This is a genomic window from Sphingomonas sp. PSPC2-2 (assembly GCF_049897725.1).
Taxonomy (GTDB): Bacteria; Pseudomonadota; Alphaproteobacteria; order Sphingomonadales; family Sphingomonadaceae; genus Sphingomonas.
Window position 1 is genome coordinate 118,665 of the sequence record NZ_JAFCWU010000008.1, and the last position, 24,459, is coordinate 143,123.

Genomic DNA, 24,459 nt, shown 5'->3' on the forward strand with positions numbered 1-24,459 from the left:
ATGGTTCGTCAGGCGCGCAAGAGAGACGCCAGTCGTGCCACTCGACGCCGGTGTCCTGGCACCCGGCATTCCCGGCTGTAGTCGTCGATGACGCTGAGCAGGCAGCGCCGCCGCCCATTGAGTACGATGACCAGCGAATACGAACGAGCGTACCAAAGGGCGGCCCTGGACTTCATGCGGATGGCTGCAGCCGCGTCGCTGCCGTTCTTTGGAACTCCCAACGCGTGCCGTATCGATAATCGAGCCTGTACGCATGCGCCCGTGCCGGATCATCCACCGACGTGCCGCATCATCCGTATTTTTGTCTTCGTTGCGAATCGTCTGGAATCATTGCGACAAAACGGCACACTATGCCGGTTATGAACGACGCCGCGATCGACCAGATTCTTGCTGCGCTCGCGGTGAACGTGAAGGAGTTCGCAGTCTGCGAGTTCACCGCGACCTCGGCGATTGAAATCAAGCAGCTCGACAAGATCGAGGTCCACTTCATTCTCGCGGGTACGCTCTATCTCGGCCTCGCCGACGGCGCGTGCATCGAGGCACCGGTGGGCAGCGTGGTCCTGGTACCGGCATATATCGATCAGGTGATCGGCGGTTCGGCCACGCCCTCCAAGATCCTCACTTCGCAGGAGACATGCAGCAGGCGGCGCGACGGCTTGATGCACTACGACGCTACGATGGGAAGCCCGGGCAGCGTCGTTGTCGCCTGCGGCCAGATCAAGGCCGACATCGGTGGATCGTTCGGGCCGTTCGAGGGGCTGAAAGAGCCGATCTGTTCGTATGTCGCCGATGAACCGGTCGTTGGCGTCGCCTTCTCGACGATCCTTCGTGAAACAGGCGTCGCGGCACTGGGGAGCAAAGCACTCATCGGATCGCTGATGAAGGCGTGCCTGATCCTGGCATTGCGCCGATCCGCTCAGGACCGTGGCTCGCGGGAAGTCCTCCCCGGCCTGTTCGAGCGGCCGTCCCTGGCGCGGGCGGTGGCGCGGGTCGTCGAGGATCCGGCCTCACATCATAGTCTGGCCGATCTTGCCCGCGCGGCCGGCATGAGCAGGTCCAAATTCGCGAAAGTCTTTGCGGAGACGGTTGGGTCGCCGCCGATGGAGTTCGTGAACCGCGCACGTCTCGACAAAGCGCGGCAGCTCGTCTTGTCGACGGACCTTTCGATCTCCGACATCGCCAATCATGCGGGCTTCGCCAGCCGCAGCCATTTCAGTCGCAGCTTTCGCAACGCATTCGGCATCGATCCGACGCGCATGCGCCGGAACGGCCTGAACGGGGATGCCCAGGATGCGCAATGAGCGAAAGTTTTCGGCAGTGAGAGCACGACGCATATCGGTGGCGGGCAAAAAGACCCCACGCGTTTTTATTTTGGGCGAGGCTGTAACCGTCCAGCCGGTTCCGCCGAATGACGGGACGTGCAACCCCACCTTCGTCTTGCGGTTCAACGATCGGCCAGCGCTGCGGTCCTGGTGCCGGGGAGCTCGTCGATGAGCGAGACCGCGGACCAATGGGGTCAATTGATGGCTGCGGCCCAAGAGGGGCATGCCGCCGCCTATCGGCGGCTGCTGGACGAGATCAGGCATTGGCTGAAGGGTTTTTACGCACGCCGCCTTCCCCCCGCTATGGTGGACGATGCCGTTCAGGACACGTTGATTGCAATCCACGAAAAACGGCACACCTACGACCCGGAAAGGCCGTTCAAGCCGTGGCTGATGGCGGTCGCCCGGTACAAATGGATCGATCGCCTGCGGTCGATGAGCCGCTCCCGGACCGAGGAACTCCCTGAAGAGATCGCTGTTGAGGACCATGAGCGCAACGTGACCAGCTCGGTGATTTTGGCGCGGTTGATGACCGAGTTGAAACCCGCACAGGCCGAAGCGATTCGGCTCGTGAAAATCGAGGGTTTTTCGGTTGAGGAAGCCTCCGAAAGGACCGGCCAGTCCGGATCCCTTATCAAGGTGAATATCCACCGGGGGCTGGCGCGGTTAGCCATGATTGTTCAGAAGCAAGCCGATGTCGAATGATGCGCTGATCGATAAACTGGTAGGGGATCTTCGTCCGGTGCCCCGGCCGAGGCTCGGCCCCCAATTTGTCACCCTCCTCATATTAGCCGTCGTCGAACTCGTCGGCTTCCTGGCGCTTGGCACGATCCGGCCCGATCTCGGCGCGGCGCTCGGCCGTGCGGCCTTCTGGTGGAAGATGGCGGGGCTCGGAATCCTCGCGCTTATTGGCGTGAATGTCGCTTTGCAGTCCTTCAGCCCGGTGTCCCTGCCACGAAAGGGGCTTCGCCGCTGGGGGCTTGCCCTCACGGCGATCGTCTTGGTCGGCGTGGTTATCGACGTTGCCGGTCAAGGCCTGGATGGGCTCGCTGCCCGATTGATGTGGCGAATGGGCGTCGAGTGCCTGGCCGTCATGACGGTCCTTTCGGTTCCGCCCGTGATCGCCCTTGGATATATGATGCGCCGAGGTGCGCCGACCGATCTTGAGGCGAGCGCATCGGCCGTCGGCGTAGCCGCAGCCGCGTGGGGCGCATTTATCTTCGCCTTTCACTGCCCGAGCGACGATCCCTTCTACATCGTGTTCTGGTACGCGCTCGGTTGCGCGGCCATCACGCTGGTCGCGCGTGCCATCCTCCCCTTGACCTCACGCTGGTAATACCGCCCGACAGCTTTACGCCGCCGGACGATATTCCGCGTAAGTCGGGCCCGGCCGTTCAACCGAGCCCAACGGCTGTTCAGCCCGCCTTCGGGGTGAGGCTGCCGCCCATCTTGGCGCACGACTTGGCGGAGAGGTCCTTGAAACCCTGGCCCTTGCAGTCGTTCTGGCCCTTGCAGTCATGCGTGCCCGACTTGCAGTCCGACTGGCCCTTGCACGAATTGACGCCGTAACAGGGCTGCACCTTGCCCGATGCGTGTGCGCCAGCAGCCTGCGCCGGGCTCACGGATGCGACACCTGCGAAGGCGAGCATGGCGGCGGCGGAGGCGATGGCAGCGCCGGTCTTGAAGGTCTTCATAGCAAACTCCTGAATTGAGACGTTGACTTGCCGAGTGGCAGCCATGTTTTCGCCGCGCGATGACGGGCGGTTACAGACGCATTTTAAAATCTAACTGCGGGGGCGACCTGTAACCGGGGCGCGCGTCCCAGCGGACTCATCGTCGTGGTCCGACCCTGTCAGCCTCCCGGACCACCGTGCGGCGCTCCCTCCCTTCCCGACGGACCGCCGCACGTGAGGCTGAATTGGAGACCGTAAGATGACAAGTCGTACCACCACCGCGCTCAGCGCCCTGCTGCTCGCGTCCCTCGCAGCCGGTGCCACCACGGCCGCCCACGCCCAGGCGAGCAAGCCGATGGAGAAATGCTACGGCGTCGCCAAGGCCGGCAAGAACGACTGCAAGGCCGGTGCCGGCACCACCTGCGCGGGCACTTCCAAGGTCAACTATCAGAAGGACGCGTGGAAGCTCGTGCCGGCCGGCACCTGCGCCAAGATCAAGACTCCCAAGGGCTTCGGCTCGCTCACGCCGGGTGCCTGAGGAGTCGACCGATGATCATGACCGCAGGCCTGGGTTTCAAGCTCGAGCATCTCGATGAAGCGCTGACAGCGCGTAACCCGGGCCTGTGGTTCGAGGTCCACGCCGAAAACTACATGGTCGATGGCGGACCGCGCCTGCGAGCGCTCGTCGCGCTGGCGGAGCGCTTCGCGATCTCGCTCCACGGCGTCGGCCTCTCGCTGGCGTCGGTGGAACCGCCTGCGGAGGATCACCTCCGCAGGCTGCGGGCCCTCGCCGACCTGATCCGCCCGGCCGCCATCTCCGACCATCTCGCATGGCAAAAGTGGGAGGGTGCTCATCACTCCGATTTCCTCCCGTTTCCGCGAACGCGCCAGGCCCTCGACATCACTGCAGGTAACGTGGCGCGCGTGCAGGACGCGCTTGGCCGAACGATCATGGTCGAGAACCCGTCCCTTTATATTGACCTGCCGGGACACGAACTCGACGAAGCGACCTTCCTGTCGGAGCTGGCACGGCGCACCGGATGCGGTTTGCTGGTCGATGTGAACAACATCTTCGTCAGCGCCGCCAACCTACGGTTCTCGCCCGAGGTTCGGCTCGACGCGATCCCGGCGTCGATCATCGGCGAAGTCCATCTCGCCGGGCATCGCCCCGATCCCGACCCTGATAGCGGGTTGCTGATCGATAGCCACGATGCGCCGGTCTCCGACCCCGTCTGGCTGCTCTACCAACGCCTGATCGACCGCGTCGGGCCGCGTCCGACCCTGATCGAACGCGACGACGAAATGCCGCCCTTCCAGGATCTGATGCTGGAGCGCGACCGCGCCCACCGCCTGCTCGAGCAGAGGATGTCGATCGATGCTTGATGCCGCCGATTTCCAGCACGCCTTCGGCACGATGCTCGCCTCCCCGGATCCGTCGAACGACCCCGCGATGCGGCGCGCGCTCGCGGTCCATCGCAATACCGCAAGCAAGGCGGCACGCGACGCGCTGTTCGCCAACTACCCGGTGACGGCGGCCATGGTTGGAGAGGAAGCGTTCGCCGCGTGCGCAACCTCCTATATCGAGGCGGTACCGCCACGCGAGGCGCGTCTGTGCCTCTATGGCGACAGGTTCGGGCCCTTCGTCGACGCTTGGACCCCCTTTGCGGAAGCACCGTATCTTGGGCCCGTCGCGATGCTCGAACGCAATGTGACCGAGGCGCTGTTTGCCGCGGACCGCCCGCCGCTGGATGCGGCGGCCCTTTCCCGAGGCATCGATCCCGAGGCGCCCCTGCACTGGCACCCCGCAACGCGGATCGCGAAGGCGCTGATGCCGGCGGCGAGCCTATGGCTTGCGCACCAGCCCGACGCCCCACCCGACGCGCTCGATGCGATCGCCTGGGATCGGGAGATCATCCTCGTCACGCGCCCAAGCGATGCGGTCGAGGTCCGCGTCATCGACGGGCCGACCAGAGCTTTTCTCGCGGGCAAGACGCTCGCCGAGGCCGCTGCCAACGCGTCGAGCGAAGGCGGAGACGTCGCCTCGACATTCGCATTGCTGCTGTCCGCCGGTGCCTTCGCCGAAGATATTCCAAGGGGAGAATGAGAATGAACTACTACGCCCGCTTCTGCTCGCTGCTCGATCGGTTTCCCGGCTCGATCCTGCTGCTGGTCGCACGCTTCGGAGTCGCTGCGGTCTTCTTCATGTCGGGCCGGACCAAGGTCGATGGTATTCTGCACATCACCGACAGCACGTACTCGTTGTTCGAGACCGACTATAAGATCCCGCTGATCCCGCCGCATGTCGCTGCGCATCTGGCGACTTACCAGGAGCATCTGTTTCCGATCCTGCTGGTCCTTGGCCTGTTCAACCGGGTCGCCGCCCTGGGTCTGCTCGGCATGACCACGGTCATCGAGGTGTTCGTCTACCCGGACGCATGGCCGACCCATTTGAGCTGGGCAGGCCTCCTGCTCCCAATCATCTTCCGTGGCGGCGGCAAATTCTCGCTCGACTATCTGCTGGGCCTGGATCCGAAGCGCGAGCGCAAGGCACGGGATTATGCCGCAGACTGACCACCGGCAAAGCGCGCCGCTGCTCTCGCGGCGCGGCGCGCTTTGCTATGCTGCGTGGGGAATCTTGCACAGCAAGGTGGCGGCGGACATCTGGCACCTTGGCGCGGGGCAGCACGGCCTTGCGCTGCGGCATTTTTGCCAGCTCGCCGCCTGCGACCACACTGCGCGTAGCGGTGAACGTCAGCGGGAAGTGATCCGCTGGCGCAATCGTGAGTGGGCTACGAAACTACCGGGCGTTCCGCCTGGCAGGCGTTTTGAGGCGGCGACTGTTGAAATAGGATCGCGAGCAGCACCGCCGTGCTTGGAAAAACACCTGCGTAACCAACGATTCCGATGTTGCGGAACCGCATGTCGCCAAGGACGACGCCACTCAGCCCGGCAAGCGCCAGCGTCCCGCTGGTTGCCAGTAGCACGCGTATCGTCGTGGCGAGCCGACCGCCGCTGAAGACTGGAGCCGCCCACAGCACGGATAGCGCGAAGAAAATGTCCCACCCAAGAATGTCGATCGCATAGGCTACCGAGGGCCATTTGAACGACAGCAACAGGGGCGACAGTTTGGAGAACGCTGCTTGGTGGCCGACAATAAGTATGACGAAGTGTAAGGCGGATGTCAGGCCCGCCAAGACGCCCGCGAAGACAAGAGCCATAAGGCTGAACACCTTGGCACCCGCGCCGGCCCATGCATGTACCGAAACCATAAGCGCGACGAATAGCGGCATCAGCAAGAGGATCTCGATCTCCAGAAAAGAGAATAGCGGGTCCGGAATCGGTTGCTGCAGCGACCGGAGCGACAAAAGGCCAGCGATCAGCGTCGCGACGTATACGGCACCAAGGAAAGCAGTCCCGCTAGCCGCCACGATCCCGACCCGACGGGCGCTCTTCGTGAATGTGAGACCTACGGTCACGCCTCAATCGCTCCCCGACGCCGATTTACACGCCCCCTTCTTGAGCGGCAAGCCGGGCTGGGATCGGTCGAGGGCCTGAATTTGGCTCTTCTCGTCGAACGACAAGACGATCGCACGGGCTGGCGGAGCGGCTTCCTGGATCAGACGCTCGCCTCTCCCGATCCGGCGGCCGGGGCGGGGCGGTTCCGTTCAATCTTCGTTCGGCGTAACCGATTGCTCCTGTGCACCGAATGTAGGGAAGACTCGCGGCGTGGAGGCCCGTCGGCCGAGTGATCGACGGAGCATTTCATGAACACCGAAGCGTTGATTGCTGAACTATCCAGCGGCTTGCAGCCGGTGCCGCGCGGGGCGACGAAAATCCTTCTCCGTAAGGGGCTCATCACCGGCGCAGTGGTCGCCGGGGTCGCGGTGCTCTTCTGGCCCAGCCTTGGGCCGCGGCCCGACATCGCGACAGCTGTCATCACCCCGTCGTTCTGGATCAAGCTGCTTTACACAGCGTCGATTGCGTCCCTGGGTTTCGTGGCGCTTGACCGGCTGAGCAGGCCCGACGCGGCGAAGCTTCACTGGTCGCGGCTGCTTTGGCCCCCGGTCGCGGCGTTGGCGGCAATCGCCGCGATGCGCTGGGCCGCGGCCCCAGCCGGCGATTCCAAGGCGTTCTGGATGGGGACGAGCTGGTGGCAGTGCCCCGCTTACGTCGCCGCGCTCGCGCTGCCTGTGTTCGTCGGGTTGATGTGGGCGATGTCGCGGCTGGCACCGACACGGCTGCGGGCGGCAGGCGCGGCGGTGGGCCTCGTCTCGGGCGGCACCGGTGCGACGATCTACGCGCTGCACTGCAGCGAAAGCTCGCCGGGGTTTGTCCTGCTCTGGTACTCGCTTGGCCTTGCCGCTGCGACGTTGCTTGGCGCGGTTGCGGGTCCCCGCCTCCTGCGATGGTGAGATCGGCGGCTCCAGCCTTGTCGCTGGCACCCCGGCCGAGCCGGACGAGGCGCATTTTTCCCTCGCCCGTGTAACCTTCAACGTCCAGCTACCGAACTTCCCTTTGTGCCGGGTCGGTCTCCCCCGGGATCGAGCCCCGGCACAACATTGGGAGGTCAGCAGTGCCGCACGTCGAGATCGCGCCATTTCAGGGGTTCGGGCTTGGGCTGCGCATCCCGCACTTCCAAAACTTCCTCACCGAACCCGTCCCCGTGGATTTTATCGAGATCATCTCGGAGAACTTCATGGTCGCCGGCGGTCGCCCGCTCCATGTGCTCGACCAGGTGCGGGAACGTTGGCCCGTCGCGATGCACGGGGTTTCGATGTCGATCGGTTCGGCTGACGGGGTGCGCACGGACTATCTCACGCGGCTCAAGGCGCTCGCCGACCGAGTCCAACCTTTGTGGGTGTCGGACCATCTCAGCTGGTCGCGGGTCGAGCGCGTCAATTCGCACGACCTTCTGCCCCTGCCGTTCACCGACGAGGCGCTCGACGCCGTGTGCGCCAATATCCTCCACGTGCAGGACGTGCTCGAACGCCCGCTCGTGCTGGAGAACCCGTCGACCTACCTGACCTTCGCCGATGACCAGATGACCGAATGGGCGTTTCTTACCGAGATGACCAAGCGCACCGGCTGCTATCTCCTCCTCGACGTGAACAACATCTATGTCAGCGGCACGAACAACGGCTTCGACCCCTATGAGTATCTCGCCGGTGTCCCTACCGATCGCGTCCGCCAGATCCATCTCGCAGGCCATAGCCAGGGGCGAGAGCGCTTGATCGACACGCACGACCAGCCGGTGCCGGATCCAGTTTGGGACCTGTTCAGGCGGATCTACCCGCGATTGGGCCCGGTTGCAGCGATGATCGAACGCGACGACAACATCCCGCCGCTTGGCGAGCTGCTGTCCGAACTCGACATCGCCCGCCGGATCGCCACCGAAGCAATGGCGGTCGCGGCATGAGCCTGCTCGCCCTGCAGCGGACGTTCCTGGACTTTCTGCTCGACCAACCGACCGAGATCCCGGTTGCCGTCAACGGCGGGGCCGGGCCGGGGCTCGCCGTCTACCACAATGCCTATAGCGCTCAGCTGGTTGCCTGTCTGAAGGACAGCTACGAACGGCTTTGGGCATGGCTCGGAGACGACGCTTTCGAAGCTGCGGCGCGCCATCATATCGGCCTTCACGCCCCGACCAGCTGGACGCTGGGCGATTACGGGATCGGTTTCGCCGATACGATCGACGCCCGCTATCCCGAGGACCCGGAGGTTGCGGAAATCGCCGCGCTCGATTGGGCCCTGCGACGCGCGTTCGATGGCCCCGATGCTTCGCCATTTGATCCAGCGCGCCTCGCCGAGATCGATTGGGACGATGCCGTCATCCACTTCGTCCCAACGCTTGAACTGATACCGGTGAGGACGAATTGCGGTGCGATCTGGACGGCGATCGCGGCCAGCGATGATGTTCCCGCCGCACAGATGCTGCCCGAACCGGCCTGGGTGCGGGTGTGGCGGGTGGACCTGCAGCCGCATTTTGCGACGATCGAGCGAACGGAAAGGGACGCCATCCAGCTCGCTGCGTCCGGCGTGACCTTCGCCCGGCTGTGCGACCGGCTTGCGGAAACGAGTGGTGTGGAGGAAGCGGTCCTTGCCGCCGGGCGCTATCTGACGTCTTGGCTGCAGGACGGTTTGATCACCGACATTCAATAAAATCGAACCGCTCGCCGTTGATCGCGAGAGTCCGTCGCAGAAACCGGTTGCCAACCGGGTTGCCGCCCCGGATCGGGGACATTGTTCAATGATTTTAAGGCGAAATGGCGGAGACGGAGGGATTCGAACCCTCGGTACCAGTAAACCCGGTACGGCGGTTTAGCAAACCGCTGGTTTCAGCCACTCACCCACGTCTCCGGATCACGGCGAAGGCGGGCTATAGCCGCGCATGCGCTGCGGATCAACAGCGCGTTCGCATGTTACCTGGCCTAAAATCGACTCGGTTGGTCGCGCTCAACCGCGCGGTTCATTGTCGCGACAGGCACGATGGCGTTACGGGGGCGGATTGAGGCGTGGGGAGAAGAACGATGCGAACAGGATGGCACAGCGTCCCGAGAAGCGGGGCCGCTTTGGTGTTGGCGCTTGCTACCGCCTCCGCCCCGGTGGCGGGGCAGGTGCGCACGATCGACCCCAATCAGGCGATCGATTCCGATCTGCGCGGCCAGAACGCTCCCGCGCCCGCACAGCCGCAATATCCCGCCGCCACGCCGACCACACCCGATAGCCAACGCTACCCCGATGCCCCGCGCTATCCGGACGCCCCGCAGTCGAGCGTGCCGCTCTCGGGCCCGACCCCGACGGCAGCGCCCCCAGGCGGACAAAATGGCACCGTGCGCGATGAGCGGGCGCAGGCGGCCGCGCGCGACGGGGCCGATGCCGAATCTGCCGCGAGCCAGACCTTCCAGAAGCAGGAGTTGCTCAACGCCGCCGAGGGCACCTTCGGCAAGGGTGCGGCCGGCCTCGCCGGGATCCTGGAACGCACGCTGAAGGAACAGGGGCAGCCCAATGCCTATATCGCCGGGCGCGAAGCGTCGGGCGCGGTGGTGGTCGGCCTGCGCTATGGCAAGGGCACGATGTTCCACAAGGTCGAGGGGCAGCAGCCGGTTTATTGGACCGGGCCGTCGGTCGGCTTCGATCTCGGCGGTGATGCCAACAAGGTGTTCGTATTGGTCTACAACCTCTACGATTCGGAAGACCTGTACAAGCGCTTCCCGGCGGGCGAGGGGCGCGTCTATTTCGTCGGTGGCTTCGCCGCGACCTATTTGCGGCGCGGCAATATCGTGTTGATCCCGATCCGGCTGGGCGTCGGCTGGCGGCAGGGCGTGAACCTTGGCTATATGAAGTTCAGCCATACATCGAAGTGGTTCCCCTTCTGAGCCAGCGACCCGCCAGCGCCGCGCCGCGCACTCGAGCGGTGCTCCGCGCGGTGCTGGCTGCGGCCTATCTCGCGGCGGGGGTATTGCACGTCGCGGTGCCGGGGCCGTTTCTGTCGATAACCCCCGGCTTCGTGCCCTTTCCCAAGGCGGTGATCCTCGTCACTGGGCTGTGCGAGATTGCCGGGGCGGTGGGGCTGTTCCTGCCGCGCTGGCGGTGGTGGGCCGGGGTGATGCTGGCGCTGTATGCGGTGTGCGTCTATCCCGCCAATGTGAAACATGCGGTGGATTATATCGAACATGGCACGGGCGGATTGAGCCTGTGGTACCATGTCCCGCGTTTGCTGTTTCAGCCGGTGATCGTGTGGTGGGCGCTGTTCGCCGGCGGCGTGATCGACTGGCCTTTTCACCGGCGGAGCAGCTTCCGATGAGCGATATCGACGACACCATCATCGACACCCCCGACGGCCCGATGACCTGGGCCGCGTGGAAGAAGAAGAACCCGGTGCAGATCCCCTCGCGCCGCACCAAGGGCAAGGATTTGCCGGTGAAAGTGAAGCGCTTCACCGAGAAGTGAGCGTTCGCGCTGCGGCGGGTAAGGTTAGGGGACGGATAGCAATAGCGGCCGGACCGGCGCCTAGACACGTTCAGGAGCGCAGGAGGTCAATCGTCTGTCGCTCGAAAGCCTGCGGGTCTTGCGCCGCCGTGTGAAGCGCGTGTTCGTCCAGCGCCAAAGCAACTTCGCCGTTCGCAAGGACGAGCCCGGCATCGCAGGCTGCGGCGAGCGTGCCGAGATCGTGGAGGGCCGTGATCAGCGTCAGCCCATCATCAACCATGCTGCGCAAGACCTCCCGCACATCAAAGATCGCCACGGGGTCGAGCCAGTTGAACGGCTCATCCAGAATGACGCGCGGGTGACCGCCCGCAAAGGCGCAGGCGATCGCGACCCGCTGCCGCATTCCGGCCGAGCAATCGCCGATCCAACGGTCCAGCAGTGGGGCGAGCGCCAAGGCGAGGGACAACCGCCCCAAACGGGGGCGGACATCATCGTAGCTGCCGCCGACCAGTTCGAGAACGTCGCGGACACGCACGCTATCCGGCAGCGTATGGGCGGGCGGACAAAAACCGAAGCGCAGCGCGCGTCCGGCGCGATCCGAGGCTAGGTCCTGGCCATCGACCAGACACGATCCGGCCGCGAACGGCAGCCTGCCCGCAAGCGCGCGTAGCAAGCTGGTCTTGCCCGATCCGTTGGCACCGATGAGGCCGAACCACGATCCGCGCGCGACCCTCAGATCGACGTCCTGCACGACACGCTGTCCGCTCCGTTCAACCGCCGCCCCGGCAAGGTGGATCGCGGGGCTCATGCCAGCAGCCACGTCTTCGTGCGGGCCCGGTGTTGCAACTGCCACAGGATCGCGACGGCGAGAAACGGCAAAGCGATCGGCAGGAAATAGGCTAGAAACAGGAGCAGCCCCGCGAAGATGGAGACGATGAGATCGGCGAACCGCTTCCCGTGCAGGCAATAAGCGAGGACGCGCAGGACCAAAAGCAGCAGCACCGCGCCCGAGACCGCCGTGACGACGGCTGCGGCAACCGACCCCGCGATCAGCCAGCATCCCGGCACCGCGAGCGCGAGGAAGTACGCCATGCTCTTCCCATGATAGCCGACGATGCGCCATGGCCCATAGCCGGTGGTCGCCATGAAGCGAACGACGTCGGAATCGACGCTGGTGAGTGCTAGTGTGAGCAGCGTGGTCTCGATGCCGAGGATCGCGATCAGCGTATTCGGCGTAAGCGATCGCTCCAATAGGAGCACCACGAGCAGCGTCGAGGCGACAAGGGCACCCGCTTGCCCATGGCGCAACCATGCCCGGATTACCCGTGCCGACCCGACTCTGTCGGCCAACCTCTTTGGCACGGTGACGCCGCTCATGAGCGCGGCCAAGAGCGTTCCAGCCAAATAGCTCGCACAGCCGACGATCAGCAGCGAGGGTGCGACGACCAGCAGGACTGTGGCCAGCAGGGCGAGCGCGATGCCATGCCAAGCGGCGATATACCGTCTGCGGGTTGCTGGGCGCAGCGCGTCGACTGCGAGCAACCCGTCAAAGCCGTGGAACGCCAGACGTTTCGCGACAAGACGTTCAGCGCTGGTGCCGAGGAGGAGACCGGCACCGACTGCCGACCACGCCGCGATCGTCCAAGGCCGCTCCGCCAGCCACGATTTGATCATCGCTAATGTGATGATCAGCACGGCCACAGCGACAAGGCGGTCGTTCCATCCTGCAAACGCGGCGCGTATCGTGTTGATCGCAATGCGCCCGTCATGGCGGAACAGCCGGTTACGGTCGCTGTCGGGGGAGATCATGGCGGCAGACTAGCCTGTCAGCCCATATCTGCAATTGGGATCGTCCAACCAAGCCCCCTCACCCAAACTCCACCGCCTCGAACCGGATCGGCTCCCCAACCGCTGCGCCAGCCAGCGCGCCGTCCCACATCACGCGGTGGCCGCGGACGATGGTGCCGATCGGGCGGCCGGTCAGCTCCATGCCGGTGAAGGGCGACCAGCCGCAGCGCGAGGCGAGCCAGTCTTCGGTGATCGTCCAGCGCGCCTTCAAGTCGACCACCGAGAAATCGGCATCATAGCCGACCGCGATGCGGCCCTTGCCGACGATGCCGAACACGCGCTGCGGCCCGGCGCTGGTGAGGTCGATCACGCGGGCAAGCGTGGTGCGCCCCTCCGCCACATGGTTGAGCATCAGCGGCAGCAGCGTCTGCACGCCGGGCATGCCGCTGGGCGAGCCGGGATAGGGCTTGGCCTTTTCCTCCAGCGTGTGCGGCGCATGGTCCGAACCGAGAATGTCGGCAACGCCCTGATCGACCCAATGCCACAGCCCGTCGCGATGCGCGCCCGAGCGGATCGGCGGGTTCATCTGCGCCAGCGTGCCGAGCCGGGGATAGGCTTCCTCGCCCGCCAGCGTGAGGTGCTGCGGGGTCACCTCGCAGGTCACGATGTCCTTGTGGGCGCTCAGGAATTCCAGCTCGGCGGGGGTGGTGATGTGCAGCACATGGATGCGCCTCCGCGCCGCGCGGGCGAGCGCGACGATGCGCTTGGTGGCGAGCAGCGCGCTTTCATCGTCGCGCCACACCGGATGCGAGGACGGGTCGCCGGGGACGCGCTCGTCGGCGCGGGCGTTCATGCGGTCCTCATCCTCGGCATGGATGGCGACGCGGCGATGGCCCGAAGCGAGCACGGCGGCGAGCGAGGCGTCTTCCGACACCAGCAGATCGCCGGTCGAGGCCCCCATGAAGATTTTCACGCCTGCGGTGCCGGGCATCCGCTCCAGCTCGGCGAGATCGGCGGCATTGTGGTTGGTCGCGCCGACATAGAAAGCATGGTCGCACCACATGCGATGATGCGCGCGGGCGAGCTTGTCGGCGATCGCCTCGGCCGAATCGGTATTGGGCTTGGTGTTGGGCATTTCGAACACGGCCGTCACGCCGCCCAGCACCGCCGCGCGCGCGCCGGATTCCAGGTCTTCCTTGTGGACGAGGCCGGGTTCGCGGAAATGGACTTGCGTGTCGATGACGCCGGGCAGGATGTCGAGCCCGGTGCAGTCGATCGTCTCGCCCGCATCGCCGGCCGCGCCGATCGCGGCGATTTTCCCTGCGATCACGCCGACGCTGGTCTGCACCGGACCCGCGGGCAAATGGACGGTGCCGTTCTTCAGGAGGAGATCGAAAGTCACTGCACGCACTCCGTTCGGGCGGAATCTGTCGAAGCCCTGACCTTGATCCCCGCCCGTCGGGGATAGGCAGCCGGGCGGCACGCGCGCGGCGATGGGTGACAAAGAGTCGCGGGCTTCCTACCTGTTAGCCATGCCAGAAACCACCCTGACCGACCGAGCGCTCCTTCGTATCGCGGGCGATGACCCGCGCGGCTTCCTGCAGGGGCTTGTTACGCACGACATGGCGAGCGTGGTGCCGGGCGCGCCGCAATGGGGTGGGCTGCTGACGCCACAGGGCAAGGCGCTGTTCGATTTCATGCTGTGGGCCGAGGGCGAGGCGATCCTGGTCGATTGTGAAGCGAGCGCGGCCGAGGCGTTGGTGCGGCGCTTGTCGATGTACCGGTTGCGGCGCGCGATCACGATCGAGCGCACGGGCGGCGCGGTGCATTGGGCGCGTGAGGGCGAGCAGGGCGTGCCCGATCCGCGCCTGCCCGCGCTCGGGCGGCGCTGGATCGGCGACGCGGGCGATGCCGCGACGGGCTGGCTGGCGCACCGGCTGTCGCTGGGCGTGACCGAGGGGCAAGCCGAACTGGGCAGCGACCAGACGCTGTGGCTGGAATGCAATGCGCGCGAGCTGAACGGGGTGAGCTTCACCAAGGGCTGTTATGTCGGCCAGGAAAATACCGCGCGGATGCACCATCGCAGCAAGGTCAACCGGCGGCTGGTGGTGGCGCCGCTCGGCGAAGCGGGGGACCGCACGCGGGTGACGTATCCTGAATTGGGCCTGATGGTGGAATTGCGCCGGGTGGAGGCGCTGGGGGATGCGCTGGTGCCCGACTGGATGGCGGCGGCGCTGGCGTAGACACGAGTGTTCGCACTCGCGTGTTGCGTGTGCGAGCGGATTGTGGCCATGTCGGACGGGAGATAAGGGGCCCCGAGTGATCCACAGCGCGTCATCGATCTGCCACGCGTCCGCACGGGCGGCGGGCTGGCCCCGGACGGGGATGCACGTGCGGCCCGGCATGTGCCGCCGCTGATGGCGAGCGCGCCCGCCCCGTCGTTGCTCGACCCCGGCATCCACGCGGCGCGCTGGATCGCCGAGTATCGCGCGCGGGCGGTCAGCGGCGACGTGCTCACGGCCGATCCCGATCCGGCGTGGGCGGCGATGTTCGAGGAACTGGCGGCGGCGGCAGGGGACGATCTCGGCCTCGCGCGCGAGCGCGTGCAGCGCCATGCCGAGGATATCGGCACCGGCTTCCGCATCATTGGCGAAAGCGAGGAGCGGCCGTGGCCGCTATCGCCGGTGCCGCTGCTGATCGCCGCCGAGGAATGGCGCACGATCGAGGCGGGGATCGTGCAGCGCGCCGATCTGCTCGAAACCGTGATCGCCGATCTGTACGGCGATGCGTCGCTGGTGGCGCGCGGGCTGATTCCGGCGGCGTTGGTCGGGGGATCGCCCTTCTTCCTGCGACCGATGGCGGGGCTGGTGCCGTCGGGCGGGCATCATCTGCAGTTCATCGCGGTGGACCTCGGGCGCGGGCCGACCGGCGAATGGCGCGTGCTGGCCGATCATCTGCGCGCGCCTGCCGGGGCGGGCTATGCGCTGGAGAACCGTCTGGCGATCGCGCGGACGCTGGGCGGATTGCAGGCGCGGCTGAACGTGCAGCGCCACGCGCCCTTCTTCGCGGCGTTTCGCGACGGGCTGGCGGCGGCGTGCCGCCGGGCCGAGCCGCGCATCGGGCTGCTGACGCCCGGGCGCTACAGCGCAAGCTATGCCGAGCAGGCGCATCTGGCGCGCTATCTGGGTTTTCTGCTGGTCGAGGGCGCGGATCTCGCTGCGCTGGAGGACAAATTATATGTCCGCACGATCGGCGGGCTGAAGCGCGTCGATGCGCTGTGGCACCGCGTCGACCCGCGTTTGCTCGATCCGCTGGCGTTCGATTCGCATTCGCGCATCGGCGTTGCCGGGCTGATCGATGCGGCGGCGGCGGGCAATGTCGTTATCGCCAATGCGCCGGGCGCGGGCGTGCTCGAATCGGCGGCGTTCGGTGCGTTCCTGCCGCGCCTGGCGACGCGGCTGTTCGGCGCGGACCTGATCCTGCCCAATATCGCGACCTGGTGGTGCGGGCAGGATGACGCGCGGGCAGCGGTGATCGAGGATCTCGACCAGATGCTGATCGGCCCCGCCTTTGGCGTGGCCCCGCTCGGCCTCGGCGGCGCGGTTGCGGTGCCAGGGGCGGAGATTGTCGGAGATGCGCGCGTCGCCCTGCTCGACGACATGACGCGGCGGCCACAGGATTATGTCGGGCAGGAAATCGTCCGACTGTCGACCATGCCGGTGGTGACGGATGCGGGGCTGGCCGCGCGCCCTTTCACGCTGCGCGTCTTCGCGGCGCGCGGGGCCGATGGCGGTTGGACCGTGCTGCCGGGCGGTTTCGCGCGCATCGCCGAACATCCCGATCCGCGCGCGTCGGTGATGGGGGAGGGCTGCTGGTCCGCCGATGTCGCGATTCATGGTGGTGAAGCGGTCGCGCCGGTGTCGCTCTTGCCGCCCGCCGACACCATCCATGTGCGGCGCAACCCCGGCACCTTGCCGAGCCGCGTCGCCGACAATTTTTTCTGGCTCGGGCGCTATCTGGAGCGCGGCGAGGCGCTGCTGGCGATCATTCGCGTGATGCTGGGCAATTCGATCGATGCCGATGCCGGGGCCGCGCTTGCGCCCGAGACGGTCGGGCGGCTGGTCGGGCTGGCGGTCAATGTCGGCGCGGCACCGCACCCGCCGAGTTTGCGCCGGGCGGATCTGGCAGCCTTTGCGCGTACGGCGATGGAGGATGGCGACTGGCACAGCGTGCGGTCGATCAACCGGCTGGCGCGCGGCATCGGCCAGGGATCGCGCGACCGGCTGGCGGCGGATGTCGTGCGGCTGCTCGACGCGCCCTATCCGACCAAGGGCGGGATGCTCGATCGTGCGGGCACGCTGCAGCGCCGCTATGCCGCTTTGTCGGGGCTGTCGGCCGAACATATGGGGCGTACCGCCGCGTGGCGCTTCCACGATCTCGGGCGACGGCTGGAACGCGCGCTGACGGTAACGCGCGCGCTGCGCGTGTTCGGCATGGCGCAAGCGAGCGCCGACGATCTGTCGAGCCTGCTCGACCTTGCCGACAGCCAGATCAGCTATCGCCAGCGCTATCTGACGGGCATCGCGCGCGTGCCGGTGGTCGATCTGGTCGCGCTCGACCCCGGCAATCCGCGCTCGCTCGCTTTTCAGATCTGCCGGATCTGCGAGCATCTGGCGGCGCTGCCGGTGCTTGAGGATGACGGCATGGAAGAGCCGCAGCAGACGCAGGGCACGGTGCTGACCGCGATCGTCTCCACCGCGACCGCCGCTGGGCTCGATGCCGAGGTGCTGGGCGATGTCGAGCGGCGGCTGTTCCAATTGTCCGAGGCGATTGCGCGGCGGTACTTCCTGCAAGGGGCCGAGCCGCTGCGCGCGGCGGGGATGGTGCTGGCGTGATTGGCATGCTGCATAACCGTCACCCCGGGCTGGTCCCGGGGTCCACCGTGCGGCTATCCCAAGCCGTGTGGAACGTGCTGCTCGGTGGACCCCGGGACAAGCCCGGGGTGACGCAGGTTTGGGTTCGATGATCTACGACATCCGCCACATCACGCGCTTCGACTACGGCGCGAACGTGAAATTCGCGCGCTGCAATTTGCGGTTGAAGCCGATCCATTGGTCGGGGCAGGATCTGCTCGACTATCGGCTCACCATTTCGCCCTCGGGCCGGGTGTCGCCCGCGCGCGCCGAGGCGGGGCTCGCCAATGTGATGCGGATGGTGGTGGATGCGCCGGTGCGGCATCTGACGATCGAGAGCGTGTCGCGGATTTCGGTCGATCGTCCGGTGCCGATGCCCGCCAACGGGTCCCCCCCCTTGCGCGAGATCGCCGCCGCTGCACGCGCCAGCCGCGATCCGTCGCCCGCCGGCCCGGCCAATTATATTTTCCCCTCGCCGCTGATCCCGCTCGATCGCGACATTGCCGAGTGGTGCGCACAGGATCTCCATCCCGATCGCCCCGCGCTCGATGCCGCCATTGGCCTTGCGCAGCGCATCCAGCACGATTTTGCGTTCGATCCGCAGGCGACCCTGGTCGATACGTCGCCGCATGAGGCTTTCATGAAACGCGGCGGCGTCTGCCAGGATTTCGCGCAGATCATGATTACCGGCCTGCGCGCCGCCGGGCTGCCCGCCGCTTATGCCTCAGGCTATATTCGCACGATCCCGCCCCCGGGCCAGCCGCGGCTGGTGGGGGCCGATGCAACGCACGCCTGGGTGCTGTTGTGGTGCGGGGCGGAGCTGGGCTGGGTCGGCGTCGATCCGACCAATGGCATCTGGATGGCGGGCGACCATATCGTGATGGCGATTGGCCGCGATTATGGCGAGATCGCGCCGATCGACGGGGTTGTACTCGGCTCCAGCGCGCAGAAAATGGACGTCAGCGTCGACGTGGCCCCGCTTATCTAGGCGACGGCGTTTGCACTCGCTCCCCCGATACCCCAAATAGACGGCAATCAAGACCACATCAGCACACCGGGGACATTCGTGGCCGATCCATATGCAACGCTGGGCGTCGCGCGCACCGCGACCGATGCGGAGATCAAGAAAGCGTATCGCAAGCTCGCCAAGGAGCTGCATCCTGATCGCAACAAGGACAACCCGAAGGCGACCGATCGCTTCGGGCAGGTGACGCAGGCCTATGATCTGTTGCTCGACAAGGACAAGCGCGCGCGCTTCGATCGCGGCGAGATTGATGGCGACGGCAATCCGGCCTCGCCCTTTGGCTTTGGTGCGGGCGGCGGCAACACCGGCGGGTTCCGCCCCGGTCCGGGGGGTGCGGGCTTCCAAGCCGACGGACCCGATCTGAGCGACATTTTCGAAAACATGTTCGCGGGCAGCAGCGGGCGCGGCGGCTTTGCCGGGGGCTTTGGCGGTTTTGGGCGGCGTGAGCAGCCGAAGGGCGCAAACGTGCTGTACAAGCTCGACGTGCCGTTCGTCGATGCGGTGGCGGCCAAGCCGCAGCGCATTACGCTCGCCGACAATAAGACGATCGACCTGAAATTGCCGGCGGGCCTGGAAAGCGGCGCGCAAATGCGGCTGGCGGGCAAGGGGCAAGTGGGCCCTGGCGGCAATGGCGACGGGATCGTCACCATTAATGTGCTGCCGCATCGCTTCTTCGAACGCGTCGGCGACGATGTCCGGCTCGATCTCCCGATCAGCCTGTCGGAAGCGGTGCTGGGTGCAAGCGTACGCGTGCCGACCGCTGAGGGCGCGGTGATGTTGACCATCCCCAAGGGATCGAATTCGGGCAAGGTGCTGCGGCTGCGCGGGCGCGGGTTTCACCGTAAGGACGGCACGCGCGGCGATCAGCTCGTGACGCTGATGGTCGATCTGCCGGTCGATGACGATGCGCTGATCGAGTTCGTCGAGGGCTGGAAAGACAAGGACTTACGGAACCCGCGCGGCGGAATGGGCGTCTGACCCGTTCCAGGAGGCCGACCGCGTGAGCCACATTTCCCCCGTATCCCCCGAAGAGCGCGAAGCGCACCGAGCGGCGGGGGGCAGTGGTGTGCCGGTCGGCCGGACGCACCTTGAGCGGGTGGCTAGGCGGGCTTGGCAAGTGCTGCAGCGGGTGTTGATCGGCGTGTTTTCCGACGGCTTCATTCACGCCGGTAACCTGGCCTATCTGGCGCTGCTGACGGTGTTTCCGTTCTTCATTCTGGCGGCGGCGATCGCATCGCTGATCGGGCAAAGCGCGGAGACGCAGCGCGCGGTCGCCTCCTTCCTTCACGTCCTGCCGCCCAATGTCAGCGAGTTGCTCGCCAAGCCGATTGCCGACGTGCTGGTCGCGCGGACGGGCTCGCTTCTGTGGCTGGGAGCGATTGTCGGGCTGTGGTCGGTCGGCAGTTTCGTCGAGACGATCCGCGACATTTTCCGCCGTGCCTATGGCGTGAAGATGAGCCGACCGTTCTGGCATTACCGGCTGAGTTCGATGCTGGTCATCATCGTGTCGGTGGTGGTCGCCTTGCTGTCCTTCCTGGTGCAGGGCGTGCTGACGGCGGCAGAGCGCTTCATTTACGACGTGCTGCCGGTCGCGCGCGATGTGGCGGGCTGGGTCGGGGTGTCGCGCGCGGTGCCGGGGGTGGTGATGTTCATCGCGCTCTACATGCTGTTCTTTTCGGTCACGCCGGCCAAATATCGCCTGAGCAAATGCCCGAAATGGCCGGGCGCGCTGTTCACCAGCGCGTGGTGGGTGACGATCACTGCGTTGCTGCCGGTGATCCTGTCGCGCCTCAGCAGCTACAGCCTGACCTATGGCAGTCTGGCGGGGGTGATCGTGGCGCTGTTGTTCTTCTTTCTGGTGGGGCTTGGCATTGTCGTCGGGGCGCATTTGAACGCGGCACTGGCGGAACCCCCCGAACCGGGAGTAGAGAGCGCTCACGGAATCAAGGAGTCTATACCGGCGTGATGGAATTGATGGCAGGCAAACGCGGGCTGATCATGGGCCTCGCCAACGATCGCTCGCTCGCCTGGGGCATTGCCAAGAAGCTCAGCGAAGCGGGGGCCGAGCTTGCCTTCAGCTACCAAGGCGAGGCGATGGAGAAGCGCGTGCGGCCGCTCGCCGAGCAGCTTGGCGTCGCGCGCTTGTTCGATTGCGACGTGTCGGACATGGCTGCGCTGGATGCGACCTTTGCCGAACTGGCGAAGGAATGGCCGACGATCGACTTCGTCGTCCACGCGATCGGCTTTTCGGACAAGACGCAGCTGCGCGGGCGCTATTGCGACACGACGCTCGACAATTTCCTGATGACGATGAACATCAGCGTCTACAGCTTCACCGCAGTCGCGCAGCGCGCGGCGGCGATGATGCCCAATGGCGGATCGATGCTGACGCTCACCTATTACGGTGCCGAAAAGGTGGTGCCGCATTACAACGTGATGGGCGTGGCCAAATCGGCGTTGGAAACGAGCGTCAAATATCTCGCGGTCGATCTCGGTCGCGACAAGATCCGCGTCAATGCGATCTCGGCCGGGCCGATCACGACGCTGGCCGCCAAGGGCATCGGGGATTTCAACCTGATCCTGAAGTGGAACGAGCTCAATGCGCCGCTCAAGCGCAACGTGACGATCGAGGATGTTGGCGGCTCGGCGCTGTACCTGTTGAGCGACTTAGCGAGCGGTGTGACCGGCGAGACGCACCATGTCGATGCGGGCTATCACGTGATCGGCATGAAGGCAGAAGACGCGCCGGACATCGCGCTGGCGTAAAGCTCCCTCTCCCGTTGGGAGAGGGAAGGGGCCCGCGCCGCAGGCGTGGGAAGGGTGAGGGCGACCGCCATGATTGATCTAGCAGGCGTGGGTGTATCACCCTCACCCTCCCATGCTGCGCATGGGCCCCTCCCTCTCCCGTTGGGAGAGGGAAAGTGAGCTTTAACAGCTTCGGACACCTCTTGCGCTTCACCACCTGGGGCGAATCACACGGGCCCGCGATCGGCGCGGTGGTCGATGGGTGCCCGCCGGGGATCGCTTTGTCCGAGGCCGATGTGCAGCCGTGGCTCGACCAGCGTCGCCCCGGCACCTCGCGCTTCACCACGCAGCGGCAGGAGCCCGACCAGGTCCGCATCCTGTCGGGGGTGTTCGAGGGGCGCACGACGGGCACGCCGATCAGCCTGATGATCGAGAATGTCGATCAACGATCGAAGGATTATTCGGAAGTCGCCAAGGCCTATCGTCCCGGCCATGCCGATTATGCCTATGACGCCAAATACGGTTTCCGCGATTATCGCGGCGGCGGGCGGTCCTCGGCGCGCGAAACCGCGTCGCGCGTGGCGGCGGGTGCGGTGGCGCGGCTGGTGATCCCCGAGGTCGGCATCATCGCCTGGGTCGAGGCGATTGGCGGCGACGCGATCGACCCGGCCAATTTCGATGCCGCAGAGATTGGCCGCAACCCGTTCTTCTGCCCCGACCCGCACGCGGCGGCGCGTTGGGAGGGGCTGGTTGATGCTGCGCGCAAGGCGGGCTCTTCGCTCGGCGCGGTGGTGGCGTGTGCGGCGACCGGTGTGCCGGCGGGCTGGGGTGCGCCGCTATACGCCAAGCTCGATGCCGAGCTGGCGGCGGCGTGCATGGGCATCAATGCGGTGAAGGGCGTCGAAATCGGCGATGGCTTCGCGGCGGCGCGCTTGCGCGGCGAGGACAATGCCGATGCGATGCGACCCGGCGCGGAGGGGCCGCAATTCCTGGCCAACCATGCCGGGGGCATTGCCGGGGGCATTTCCACCGGACAGCCCGTGACGCTGCGCGTTGCGTTCAAGCCGACCAGTTCGATCCTGACTCCGGTCGAGACGATCGACCGCGACGGCACCGCCACCGAGATCATGACCAAGGGCCGACATGACCCGTGCGTTGGTATTCGTGGTGTGCCGGTGGTGGAGGCGATGGTTGCTTTAGTATTGGCGGACCATAAGCTGCTGCATCGGGGTCAATGCGGCTAAAGCGGACCAGTTGTGGTGTGCGCGGGACAAAAGGAGCGACTGATCGACTGCCAGCGCGTTGTTAAGTCCGACCCATTTGGTGGTCACTGATTTTAAAGGACCAGAACCAATGCGTATTGCAACCTTGACCGGCATTGCCGCTTTGACCCTTTCGACTGCAGCCTTGGCACAAACCACAACGCCCGCACCGGGCGCGCCAACCAGCACGGTTCCCGCGACCCCTTCGACCACGCCGGGCACACCCGCGCCGACCACGACCACTCTGGCAACGCCGACTGCGGATCCGGCCACCACTCCGGCGGACCCGATGGCCAGCCCGACCTCTACCACGCCGGATTCGACGATGACGACGCAGACTCCAACGGACTCGGCCACACCGACCACGAAAAAGTCGAAAAAGCGCCCGATGTAATCAACCGCGATACTGCGGTTTCGGATCCCGGCCTTGCGCGAGCGAGGCCGGGATTTTTTGGCTGTAGCTTTTGCGTGAAAGCGGCTTTGCCCGTACAGGCCGCGCCGACCATGACCATTTCTTTCCCGTCCGCGATCGGACTCGATTTTGGCACTACCAATTCGGTGGTCGCCCTCGCCCGTCAGCCCGGCGTGGCCGATATGCTCCAGCTCGATGGCCCGGCCGCGCCAAGCGCGGTGTTCCGCTCCGCCCTGTGCCTGTGGGAAGAAGAGGGCGAGCCGCAGGGCCTGGCGAGCGAAGCGGGGCCATGGGCGATCGAGGAATATCTCGCCTTTCCGCAAGGCAGCCGCTTCCTGCAATCGTTCAAGTCGGTCGCCGCCAATGCGAGCTTCGAATATGCCAGCGTATTCGAGCGGCGGTTTCGCTTTGAGGATCTGGGGCGTCTGTTCCTCGGTAAGATGGCGGCGCGCGCGCGCGGCGCGCTGAACGGCAAGACGTCGCGGCTGGTGGTGGGGCGTCCGGTCGAATTTGCGGGCAGTCGCCCTGACGAAGCGCTGGCGCGGACGCGCTATGATGCGATGTTCGGCCACCTCGCCGAGGAAATCCATTATGTCTACGAGCCGATCGGCGCAGCGTTCAGCTATGCATCGCGCATCACCGACCCGGCGACGATTCTGGTCGCGGATTTCGGCGGGGGCACGAGCGATTTCTCGGTCGTGCGGATCGAGGCCCCCGGAGCGGTACGCCGTTGTACCCCGCTCGGCCATGCCGGTGTCGGTGTTGCGGGTGACCGGTTCGATTTTCGCATTGTCGATCATCTCGTCATGCCGCTGCTGGGCAAGGGCGGGTCGTATCGGTCGTTCGACAAGGTGCTCGATATTCCCGGCGGCTATTTCACCGATTTCGCCGACTGGTCACGGCTGGCGCTGATGCGCAACCGCCGCACGATGGCCGAACTCGACAAGCTACGCCGTGTCGCGCTCGATCCCGAGGCGATCGGGCGGATGATCGCGATCATCGATCAGGAATTGGGCTATCAACTGTACGATGCGGTCGGTGCGCTGAAGCGTGCGTTGTCGCAGAGCGACGTGGCCGAGTTCCGCTTTGCGGGCGCGGGCCTCTCGATCGCGGCGGAGGTGCGGCGCGATGCGTTCGAGGCGTGGATCGCCCCCGACATCGCGCAGATGGAGCAAGCGGTCGACCAGGCATTGGCGCGCGCCGAAACCGACGCGAGCGCCATCGACCGTGTGTTCCTGACTGGCGGCACCTCGCTCACCCCGCGCGTGCGACGGCTGTTCGTCGAACGCTTAGGGGAGGAGCGCATCGCCGCCGGTGGCGAACTGACCTCGATCGCGCATGGCCTGGCGCTGATCGGCCAGCAGGACGATATCGCCGCCTGGGCGGCGTGA

General features: G+C 65.8%; 27 protein-coding genes and 1 tRNA gene. 22 read left to right on the forward strand and 6 right to left on the reverse strand.

Going from position 1 to position 24,459, the window contains the following annotated elements; genetic code table 11:
• Positions 1–350: 350 nt before the first annotated feature.
• The 3 genes from ACP7BY_RS15130 (at position 351) to ACP7BY_RS15140 (ending at position 2,658) form a co-directional block, all read left to right on the forward strand.
• On the forward strand, positions 351–1,301 hold the full coding sequence (locus ACP7BY_RS15130) for a helix-turn-helix domain-containing protein (RefSeq protein ID WP_249340829.1): 951 nt from the start codon (positions 351–353) through the stop codon (positions 1,299–1,301).
• Positions 1,302–1,490: 189 nt separating this feature from the next.
• Complete coding sequence (locus ACP7BY_RS15135; protein WP_033963570.1) at positions 1,491–2,027, forward strand: sigma-70 family RNA polymerase sigma factor; 537 nt, start codon at positions 1,491–1,493, stop codon at positions 2,025–2,027.
• A complete protein-coding gene (locus ACP7BY_RS15140) occupies positions 2,017–2,658 on the forward strand; it encodes an NrsF family protein (RefSeq protein WP_033963543.1) in 642 nt (213 codons plus the stop codon). The genes ACP7BY_RS15135 and ACP7BY_RS15140 overlap by 11 nt, the downstream gene beginning before the upstream one ends.
• A gap of 79 nt (positions 2,659–2,737) precedes the next feature.
• Here ACP7BY_RS15140 and ACP7BY_RS15145 read toward each other — a convergent pair whose 3' ends face one another.
• Positions 2,738–3,016 (reverse strand): hypothetical protein, encoded by a 279-nt coding sequence (locus ACP7BY_RS15145; protein ID WP_033963545.1) that lies wholly within the window; start codon positions 3,014–3,016, stop codon positions 2,738–2,740.
• 238 nt (positions 3,017–3,254) lie between these two features.
• On the opposite strand from ACP7BY_RS15145, the gene ACP7BY_RS15150 reads away from it, so the two are divergent.
• The 4 genes from ACP7BY_RS15150 to ACP7BY_RS15165 are packed head-to-tail and all read left to right on the forward strand — an operon-like array spanning position 3,255 to position 5,566.
• Positions 3,255–3,533: a BufA1 family periplasmic bufferin-type metallophore gene (locus ACP7BY_RS15150; RefSeq protein ID WP_033963547.1), complete on the forward strand. Its 279-nt coding sequence runs from the start codon at positions 3,255–3,257 to the stop codon at positions 3,531–3,533.
• Between the two features lie 11 nt (positions 3,534–3,544).
• Entirely contained in the window at positions 3,545–4,378 is an 834-nt protein-coding gene (locus ACP7BY_RS15155; protein ID WP_137902695.1) for a DUF692 domain-containing protein, read from the forward strand.
• On the forward strand, positions 4,371–5,099 hold the full coding sequence (locus tag ACP7BY_RS15160) for a DNA-binding domain-containing protein (protein WP_033963548.1): 729 nt from the start codon (positions 4,371–4,373) through the stop codon (positions 5,097–5,099). Before ACP7BY_RS15155 ends, ACP7BY_RS15160 begins: the two co-directional genes overlap by 8 nt.
• Positions 5,100–5,101: 2 nt before the next feature.
• Positions 5,102–5,566: a DoxX family protein gene (locus ACP7BY_RS15165; RefSeq protein ID WP_033963549.1), complete on the forward strand. Its 465-nt coding sequence runs from the start codon at positions 5,102–5,104 to the stop codon at positions 5,564–5,566.
• A gap of 218 nt (positions 5,567–5,784) precedes the next feature.
• Here ACP7BY_RS15165 and ACP7BY_RS15170 read toward each other — a convergent pair whose 3' ends face one another.
• Positions 5,785–6,471 (reverse strand): hypothetical protein, encoded by a 687-nt coding sequence (locus ACP7BY_RS15170; RefSeq protein ID WP_052192061.1) that lies wholly within the window; start codon positions 6,469–6,471, stop codon positions 5,785–5,787.
• Between the two features lie 288 nt (positions 6,472–6,759).
• On the opposite strand from ACP7BY_RS15170, the gene ACP7BY_RS15175 reads away from it, so the two are divergent.
• The 3 genes from ACP7BY_RS15175 to ACP7BY_RS15185 all read left to right on the forward strand — a co-directional run bounded on the left by ACP7BY_RS15175 (position 6,760) and on the right by ACP7BY_RS15185 (position 9,154).
• Positions 6,760–7,407 carry an NrsF family protein gene (locus ACP7BY_RS15175; RefSeq protein ID WP_033963550.1) on the forward strand — a complete coding sequence of 216 codons (648 nt, stop codon included), beginning with the start codon at positions 6,760–6,762 and terminating at the stop codon, positions 7,405–7,407.
• A 161-nt stretch (positions 7,408–7,568) separates the two neighbouring features.
• Positions 7,569–8,411, forward strand: coding sequence for a DUF692 domain-containing protein (locus ACP7BY_RS15180; RefSeq protein WP_033963552.1), 843 nt, complete (start codon positions 7,569–7,571; stop codon positions 8,409–8,411).
• Positions 8,408–9,154, forward strand: a complete 747-nt coding sequence (locus ACP7BY_RS15185; RefSeq protein WP_033963553.1) for a DNA-binding domain-containing protein — start codon at positions 8,408–8,410, stop codon at positions 9,152–9,154. The genes ACP7BY_RS15180 and ACP7BY_RS15185 overlap by 4 nt, the downstream gene beginning before the upstream one ends.
• Positions 9,155–9,259: 105 nt before the next feature.
• On the opposite strand, the gene ACP7BY_RS15190 is transcribed toward ACP7BY_RS15185, so the two are convergent.
• A tRNA-Ser gene (locus ACP7BY_RS15190) sits at positions 9,260–9,352 on the reverse strand.
• Between the two features lie 170 nt (positions 9,353–9,522).
• Here ACP7BY_RS15190 and ACP7BY_RS15195 point away from each other — a divergent pair.
• Genes ACP7BY_RS15195 through ACP7BY_RS15205 form a run of 3 tightly spaced genes read left to right on the forward strand, consistent with a single transcriptional unit; the run spans position 9,523 to position 10,945 of the window.
• Positions 9,523–10,371: a DUF1134 domain-containing protein gene (locus tag ACP7BY_RS15195; protein WP_126845465.1), complete on the forward strand. Its 849-nt coding sequence runs from the start codon at positions 9,523–9,525 to the stop codon at positions 10,369–10,371.
• Positions 10,356–10,799, forward strand: a complete 444-nt coding sequence (locus tag ACP7BY_RS15200) for a DoxX family protein (protein ID WP_033963557.1) — start codon at positions 10,356–10,358, stop codon at positions 10,797–10,799. Before ACP7BY_RS15195 ends, ACP7BY_RS15200 begins: the two co-directional genes overlap by 16 nt.
• Entirely contained in the window at positions 10,796–10,945 is a 150-nt protein-coding gene (locus ACP7BY_RS15205; RefSeq protein ID WP_169313335.1) for a hypothetical protein, read from the forward strand. The genes ACP7BY_RS15200 and ACP7BY_RS15205 overlap by 4 nt, the downstream gene beginning before the upstream one ends.
• Before the next feature lie 70 nt (positions 10,946–11,015).
• On the opposite strand, the gene ACP7BY_RS15210 is transcribed toward ACP7BY_RS15205, so the two are convergent.
• From ACP7BY_RS15210 to ACP7BY_RS15220, 3 genes are read right to left on the reverse strand one after another with little or no spacing between them, the layout of a single operon-like run.
• Positions 11,016–11,732, reverse strand: coding sequence for an ATP-binding cassette domain-containing protein (locus ACP7BY_RS15210; protein ID WP_033963573.1), 717 nt, complete (start codon positions 11,730–11,732; stop codon positions 11,016–11,018).
• Positions 11,729–12,733 (reverse strand): hypothetical protein, encoded by a 1,005-nt coding sequence (locus ACP7BY_RS15215; RefSeq protein WP_052192064.1) that lies wholly within the window; start codon positions 12,731–12,733, stop codon positions 11,729–11,731. The genes ACP7BY_RS15210 and ACP7BY_RS15215 overlap by 4 nt, the downstream gene beginning before the upstream one ends.
• Before the next feature lie 58 nt (positions 12,734–12,791).
• Entirely contained in the window at positions 12,792–14,114 is a 1,323-nt protein-coding gene (locus tag ACP7BY_RS15220; protein ID WP_137902693.1) for a dihydroorotase, read from the reverse strand.
• A 130-nt stretch (positions 14,115–14,244) separates the two neighbouring features.
• On the opposite strand from ACP7BY_RS15220, the gene ACP7BY_RS15225 reads away from it, so the two are divergent.
• The 9 genes from ACP7BY_RS15225 to ACP7BY_RS15265 all read left to right on the forward strand — a co-directional run bounded on the left by ACP7BY_RS15225 (position 14,245) and on the right by ACP7BY_RS15265 (position 24,459).
• On the forward strand, positions 14,245–14,955 hold the full coding sequence (locus tag ACP7BY_RS15225; RefSeq protein WP_033963559.1) for a YgfZ/GcvT domain-containing protein: 711 nt from the start codon (positions 14,245–14,247) through the stop codon (positions 14,953–14,955).
• Positions 14,956–15,129: 174 nt separating this feature from the next.
• Positions 15,130–17,607, forward strand: coding sequence for a circularly permuted type 2 ATP-grasp protein (locus ACP7BY_RS15230; protein WP_137902692.1), 2,478 nt, complete (start codon positions 15,130–15,132; stop codon positions 17,605–17,607).
• A 127-nt stretch (positions 17,608–17,734) separates the two neighbouring features.
• Complete coding sequence (locus ACP7BY_RS15235; RefSeq protein ID WP_033967330.1) at positions 17,735–18,613, forward strand: transglutaminase family protein; 879 nt, start codon at positions 17,735–17,737, stop codon at positions 18,611–18,613.
• A 78-nt stretch (positions 18,614–18,691) separates the two neighbouring features.
• The gene (locus ACP7BY_RS15240; protein ID WP_171010500.1) at positions 18,692–19,627 is read left to right on the forward strand and encodes a DnaJ C-terminal domain-containing protein; all 936 of its coding nucleotides are present in this window, start codon (positions 18,692–18,694) and stop codon (positions 19,625–19,627) included.
• Between the two features lie 22 nt (positions 19,628–19,649).
• Entirely contained in the window at positions 19,650–20,615 is a 966-nt protein-coding gene (locus ACP7BY_RS15245) for a YihY/virulence factor BrkB family protein (RefSeq protein WP_171010499.1), read from the forward strand.
• Between the two features lie 8 nt (positions 20,616–20,623).
• Entirely contained in the window at positions 20,624–21,415 is a 792-nt protein-coding gene (gene fabI, locus ACP7BY_RS15250; RefSeq protein ID WP_033966815.1) for an enoyl-ACP reductase FabI, read from the forward strand.
• Positions 21,416–21,570: 155 nt separating this feature from the next.
• A complete protein-coding gene (gene aroC / locus ACP7BY_RS15255) occupies positions 21,571–22,638 on the forward strand; it encodes a chorismate synthase (protein ID WP_033966814.1) in 1,068 nt (355 codons plus the stop codon).
• 109 nt (positions 22,639–22,747) lie between these two features.
• A complete protein-coding gene (locus ACP7BY_RS15260) occupies positions 22,748–23,050 on the forward strand; it encodes a hypothetical protein (protein WP_137902691.1) in 303 nt (100 codons plus the stop codon).
• A 110-nt stretch (positions 23,051–23,160) separates the two neighbouring features.
• Positions 23,161–24,459, forward strand: coding sequence for an Hsp70 family protein (locus ACP7BY_RS15265; protein WP_137902690.1), 1,299 nt, complete (start codon positions 23,161–23,163; stop codon positions 24,457–24,459).

Coding starts and splice junctions, on each gene's coding strand:
- ACP7BY_RS15155 (WP_137902695.1), top strand. CDS start 3,545: ATGATCATGACCGCAGGCCTGGGTTTCAAGCTCGAGCATCTCGATGAA.
- ACP7BY_RS15260 (WP_137902691.1), top strand. CDS start 22,748: ATGCGTATTGCAACCTTGACCGGCATTGCCGCTTTGACCCTTTCGACT.
- ACP7BY_RS15265 (WP_137902690.1), top strand. CDS start 23,161: ATGACCATTTCTTTCCCGTCCGCGATCGGACTCGATTTTGGCACTACC.
- ACP7BY_RS15150 (WP_033963547.1), top strand. CDS start 3,255: ATGACAAGTCGTACCACCACCGCGCTCAGCGCCCTGCTGCTCGCGTCC.
- ACP7BY_RS15135 (WP_033963570.1), top strand. CDS start 1,491: ATGAGCGAGACCGCGGACCAATGGGGTCAATTGATGGCTGCGGCCCAA.
- ACP7BY_RS15205 (WP_169313335.1), top strand. CDS start 10,796: ATGAGCGATATCGACGACACCATCATCGACACCCCCGACGGCCCGATG.
- ACP7BY_RS15235 (WP_033967330.1), top strand. CDS start 17,735: ATGATCTACGACATCCGCCACATCACGCGCTTCGACTACGGCGCGAAC.
- ACP7BY_RS15215 (WP_052192064.1), bottom strand. CDS start 12,733: ATGATCTCCCCCGACAGCGACCGTAACCGGCTGTTCCGCCATGACGGG.
- ACP7BY_RS15175 (WP_033963550.1), top strand. CDS start 6,760: ATGAACACCGAAGCGTTGATTGCTGAACTATCCAGCGGCTTGCAGCCG.
- ACP7BY_RS15165 (WP_033963549.1), top strand. CDS start 5,102: ATGAACTACTACGCCCGCTTCTGCTCGCTGCTCGATCGGTTTCCCGGC.
- ACP7BY_RS15195 (WP_126845465.1), top strand. CDS start 9,523: ATGCGAACAGGATGGCACAGCGTCCCGAGAAGCGGGGCCGCTTTGGTG.
- ACP7BY_RS15140 (WP_033963543.1), top strand. CDS start 2,017: ATGTCGAATGATGCGCTGATCGATAAACTGGTAGGGGATCTTCGTCCG.
- ACP7BY_RS15160 (WP_033963548.1), top strand. CDS start 4,371: ATGCTTGATGCCGCCGATTTCCAGCACGCCTTCGGCACGATGCTCGCC.
- ACP7BY_RS15225 (WP_033963559.1), top strand. CDS start 14,245: ATGCCAGAAACCACCCTGACCGACCGAGCGCTCCTTCGTATCGCGGGC.
- ACP7BY_RS15145 (WP_033963545.1), bottom strand. CDS start 3,016: ATGAAGACCTTCAAGACCGGCGCTGCCATCGCCTCCGCCGCCGCCATG.
- fabI (WP_033966815.1), top strand. CDS start 20,624: ATGGCAGGCAAACGCGGGCTGATCATGGGCCTCGCCAACGATCGCTCG.
- ACP7BY_RS15230 (WP_137902692.1), top strand. CDS start 15,130: ATGGCGAGCGCGCCCGCCCCGTCGTTGCTCGACCCCGGCATCCACGCG.
- ACP7BY_RS15185 (WP_033963553.1), top strand. CDS start 8,408: ATGAGCCTGCTCGCCCTGCAGCGGACGTTCCTGGACTTTCTGCTCGAC.
- ACP7BY_RS15210 (WP_033963573.1), bottom strand. CDS start 11,732: ATGAGCCCCGCGATCCACCTTGCCGGGGCGGCGGTTGAACGGAGCGGA.
- ACP7BY_RS15130 (WP_249340829.1), top strand. CDS start 351: ATGCCGGTTATGAACGACGCCGCGATCGACCAGATTCTTGCTGCGCTC.